Source organism: Kitasatospora sp. P5_F3 (assembly GCF_054049135.1).
The window spans coordinates 1-4,683 of the sequence record NZ_JBFUMY010000154.1 but is presented as its reverse complement, the minus strand read 5'-3'; the positions used below and the strand labels follow the sequence as shown (position 1 = coordinate 4,683).

The 4,683-nt window shown below is 73.5% G+C and carries 4 protein-coding genes; 1 reads left to right on the top strand and 3 read right to left on the bottom strand.

Annotation, left to right across the window (positions count from 1 at the left end; all coding sequences use genetic code 11):
- Positions 1-187 precede the first annotated feature (187 nt).
- The 3 genes from ACXJMZ_RS36700 to ACXJMZ_RS36690 form a co-directional block, all read right to left on the bottom strand.
- Positions 188-757, bottom strand: coding sequence for a DUF2617 family protein (locus ACXJMZ_RS36700; RefSeq protein WP_457034331.1), 570 nt, complete (start codon positions 755-757; stop codon positions 188-190).
- 335 nt (positions 758-1,092) lie between these two features.
- The gene (locus tag ACXJMZ_RS36695; RefSeq protein WP_457034330.1) at positions 1,093-2,253 is read right to left on the bottom strand and encodes a pyridoxal phosphate-dependent aminotransferase; all 1,161 of its coding nucleotides are present in this window, start codon (positions 2,251-2,253) and stop codon (positions 1,093-1,095) included.
- A 9-nt stretch (positions 2,254-2,262) separates the two neighbouring features.
- Positions 2,263-2,490, bottom strand: coding sequence for a hypothetical protein (locus tag ACXJMZ_RS36690; RefSeq protein WP_457034329.1), 228 nt, complete (start codon positions 2,488-2,490; stop codon positions 2,263-2,265).
- Between the two features lie 267 nt (positions 2,491-2,757).
- Here ACXJMZ_RS36690 and ACXJMZ_RS36685 point away from each other — a divergent pair.
- A partial coding sequence (locus ACXJMZ_RS36685) for a BTAD domain-containing putative transcriptional regulator (protein WP_457034328.1) occupies positions 2,758-4,683 on the top strand: 1,926 nt, incomplete at its 3' end.

Genomic DNA, 4,683 nt, shown 5'->3' with positions numbered 1-4,683 from the left:
GCCACCGGCGGCGCCGCTGGCCCGGACCGCGCGGGCGCCGATCCCGGCCAGTCCGGCCGGGTCCTCGGTGCTCGGCTGGACGGGCTGGCCCGCCGGATGGTTGATCACGAACAAACGCTAGGCGAGGTGGGTGGTCGACCGCTGCACCCATTCGACGGACAGGGCCGTGCACTGAATTGACGTTTCATCAACATGGGCTACCGCCACTCGGGTCCGGCTCGGACGGACTTCCGAAAACCGTCAGTGAGGACCGGGTACAGACCAGCCGGCCCTCCTGCGGATAGGCGTGCCAGGTCCGCCAGTGCACCCGGCGCTCGTCGCCGTTGGCGACCAGCGCGGTGAAGGCGCTCGGGTCGCCGGGGAACACCCCGGCCAGTGCACTCGGATGGCCCTCGACCAGGGCCAGCAGCTCCTGCGCGCGGGCGGCGAAGACGTGCGGCGGCAGCTCCTCGATCCGGGCCGCGAACTCGTACTCCCAGCCGCCGACCTGTTCGGCCACCCGGGCGGGCAGTGGGGTGCGCCGGCCCGGCAGGCAGGCCACCGTCTCCAGGCACTCGCCGGGGCCGGCCGCCAGGATCACCTGGTGGGAGGCCCCGAGCAGTCTCAGTTGCAGTGTCCCGCCGGAGAGCCGGCCGGTGCCGAGGCGGTCGAGTCTCAGGTCGCGCACCGCGAGCGCGGGCAGCGGACTGCCGCCCAGGCACCAGGCCAGGTCACCGGCCCGGGTGTCCGTGTAGGAGGTCTGCAGTGTGGTGAGCATGCTGGGCTCCGCGTTTCAGCTCCGTGCGCGCCCGCCGTCAGCATCCGGCCCGGCACGGTGGCGGGGCTGTTCGAGGCTGTGCGGTCCCTGGCGCGGCCGACCGTGGAAGGAAGGATTCCGGCTGGAGATTCAGCAGCAGAGAAGCACGAATTCTCCGGGTCCGTCAGGGATTTACCCAGCTTTGCCCGGCATTCACCGTTCCGGTAGCACTCTCCTTCTGGGTGTGATCGCGCCGGTGCATGACTCTGTCCGGCGCGCGCCCCTCTCACCGGGGCGTGCGCCGTGCACCACCGTCGTACGCCGGGGTGCGCCTGCCGTGGGCGGGTCGGGGCAGCTCAGAGCCGCCGGAGCCGGGTCACCGCCTCGGCGAGGACGTCGTCCCGCTTGCAGAAGGCCCATCGAACGTGGCTGCGTCCGGCCTCGGTGTTGTCGTAGAACACCACGTTCGGGATGGCCACCACACCGCAGCGCTCCGGCAGTTTGCGGCAGAACTCCAGACCGTCGGTCTCGCCGAGCGGGGTGATGTCGGTGGTGATGAAGTACGTGCCCTCCGGCCGGAACACCTCGAAGCCGGCCGCCGCCAGCCCGTCGGCCAACAGGTCCCGCTTGCGCAGGTGGTCGGCCCGCAGGGTGTCGAAGTAGCTGTCGGGCAGCCGCAGCGCGTCGGCGACGGCGTACTGGAACGGCCCCGCGCTCACGAAGGTCAGGTACTGCTTGGCGGTCCGCACCGCCGCCACCAGTTCCGGCGTCCCGGTCACCCAGCCGACCTTCCAGCCGGTGAAGGAGAAGGTCTTGCCGGCCGAGGAGATCGAGACGGTCCGCTCGCGCATCCCGGGCAGGGCGGCCAGCGGGCGGTGCGCGCCGGCGAACACCAGGTGCTCGTACACCTCGTCGGTGATCACCAACAGGTCGTGCTCACAGGCGAGTTCGGCGATGCCGCGGAGCTCGTCCGGGGTCAGCACGGTGCCGGTCGGGTTGTGCGGGGTGTTGACCAGCAGCAGCCGGGTGCGCGGGGTGATCAGGGCGCGCAGCTCGTCCAGGTCGGGGCGGAAGCCGGGGGCCCGCAGGGTGAGCGGCACCCGGGTGGCGCCGGCCATCGCGATGCAGGCGGCGTAGGAGTCGTAGAACGGCTCGAACGCGATCACCTCGTCGCCCGGCTCCAGCAGCGCCAGCAGGGTGGCGGCGATCGCCTCGGTCGCCCCGGCGGTGATCAGCACCTCGCTGTCCGGGTCGTACGTCAGCCCGTACCAGCGCTGCTGATGCTCCGTCACCGCCGCCCGCAGCTCCGGGATGCCGGGCCCGGGCGGGTACTGGTTGCCCCGGCCCTCCAGGACGGCCCGGGCGGCCGCCTCGGCGATCGCGCGCGGGCCGTCGGTGTCCGGGAAGCCCTGCCCCAGATTGATCGAACCGGTGGCGACGGCCAGCGCGGACATCTCCGCGAAGATCGTCGAACCCATCCCCGCCAGCCTGCGGTTCAGCAGTGGCCTCGTACCCATCCCGGCTCCTCAAGGTCGGTCGTCGGGGACCATCCTGCGGGGCGCCCGACCCGAGAACAAGTCCGGCTCGGCACCGGTGGGTTCGGCTGCGTGGGTGTCCGCTTCGCGGGCGGCCGGCTCGCGGAGCAGGGGGTAGGGGAGCGGTACCCGGATCGCCATCACCGGGTGGAGGTCGCGCCACCAGAGCACCAGCAGGTGGCGCAGCCGGCGGCCGAGTGCTTCGAGCGTGGCCCGCATCGGTTCAGATCCCTCCCTCGACGCGCCCGGCGGCGCGAGCAGAAAAAACCTACGGGTAGGAATATTAATCTGCAAGGGAAGTCTCGGATGGCGAGACCAGGTATCTGCCGGGCGCCGCCGACCTGCGGGGACTCCCGCTCCGCGGGTGGGGGCGGTCGTCCGGCGGGCGGGATGACCGCCTCCAAGTTGATTGAACCTGACACAGAGCCATGCTAAAAACCTTCCAGAAGGTTTTTTACTGCCCAGCTGCCACCAAGGGAGAAGAGCGTGGACTTTGCCGTGCTGGGACCGGTCGAGGTGCGCGACGAGCAGGAAGACCTCACACCCGCCGCCGCCATGCCCCGCCGGGTGCTCGCCACGCTGTTGCTGCAGGCGGGGCGGACGGTCTCCACCTCGACCCTGGAGGAGGAGCTCTGGGACGACGAGCCGCCGAAGCTGGCCCGGAAGACCATCCAGACCTACCTCTACCAACTGCGGAAGGCGCTCGCGGCGAGCCCGACCGGTGGCCGCAGGCAGTTGCTGGAGACCCGCCCGAACGGCTACCGCATCCTGCTGGAGCCCGGCGAGCTGGACCTGCGGCTGTTCGAGCAGCGGGTCGGGGTGGGCCGGTCGGCGCTGGCCGAGGGTGACCACGGCCGGGCGGCCGCCGTGCTGCGCGAGGCGCTGGGGCTGTGGCGGGGCAGTGCGCTCGGCGACCTGTCGCACGGGCCGGTACTGGCGGCCGAGGCCGCGCGGCTGGAGGACGCCAGGCTCGGCGCGCTCGAGCAGCGGGTCGAGGCCGACCTCCGGCTCGGCCGGCACCGCGAACTGGTCGGCGAACTCAAGGCGCTGACGGTGCGTCATCCCACCCGGGAGGAGTTCGCGGCGCAGCTGATGCTGGCCGCGTACCGCTCCGGGCTCCAGGAGGACGCGCTGAGCACGTACGGCAGGCTGCGCCGGAGCGTGGTGGAGCACACCGGCCTCGAGCCCTCCGAGCGCCTGCAGCGGCTGCACCGGGCGGTGCTCTCGGCGGCGCCCGGGCTGGCCGCGCCCGAACGGACCGTCGCCGCCAGGACGGTGGCCCGCGGCCGGCCGGCCGAGATCCCGGCAGCGCCGCCCGGGCTGGTCGGCCGGGAGGCGGAGGCGGAGCGGATCAGGCGGGGGATGGGCCGGATCTGCTCGGTCACCTGCGTGGTCGGCGGCCCCGGCACCGGGAAGACCGCACTGGTCACCGAGGTGGCGCAGCGGGTCAAGGAGCGTTATCCGGACGGCCAGTTGTTCGTCACCCTGCACGGCTCGGACGGTGTCCCGCTCGGGCCCGCCGAGGTGCTGTCGACCTTCCTCCGGGCGGCCGGCCTCGACGGACCGCCGGGCTCGGCGGAGGAGCCGGCCCGGTCCTGGGAGGAGTCGGCCCGGCTGTTCCGGAGCTGGACGGCGGACCGCAAGGTGCTGGTGGTGCTGGACGACGCAGCGAGTGTGCCGCAGATCCTGCCGCTGCTGCCGAGCGGGCCCGAGTGCGCCACGCTGATCACCGCCCGGCAGCGGCTGGCCGGCCTGCCCGGGGCGGTCGGGGTCCAGCTCGGGGCGTTCGGGTCGGCGGACGGGCTGCGGCTGCTGGAGTCGGTGGCGGGGCCGGGGCGGATCGGCGCGGAGCGGGCGGTGGCACGGGAGTTGTTGGAGCTGTGCGACCTGCTGCCGCTGGCCGTCCGGGCGGCCGGGGAGCGGCTGGCGGCCCGGCCCGGTCTTGGGGTGGCGGAGTTGACGGCCCGGCTGCGCGCGGAGCGGGGCCGGCTGGCCGAGCTGGGGGTCGGTGACCTCGATGTCGCCGGACGGCTGACGGAGGCGATCCGGCGGCTGGCGGCCGGGGAGCAGCAGGCGCTGCGGGCGCTGGCGGGCCTGGGCGGACGGCCGTTCGGGATCGCCGAGGCGGCACGGGTGCTCGGCGTCGAGGCCGGGCCTGCCGGGCTGCTGCTGGACCGGTTGCTCTCCGCCCACCTGCTGGTCGACCTCGGACCCGAAGGCCTCGAAGGTCTCGAAGGCCTGGAACGTGTCGAGGGTGTTGAGGGCGTCGTAGGCGTCGCGGGCGGGCCGGCCGGATTCCGGATGCCCGACCTGGTCCGGCTGGCCGGCGCCGCGCCGGTCTGCGCGCTGTCGGGCCGGCCGGACGGGGGCAGCCCGGCGGAGCAGCCCACGGCGGTCCGGTACCGGGACGCC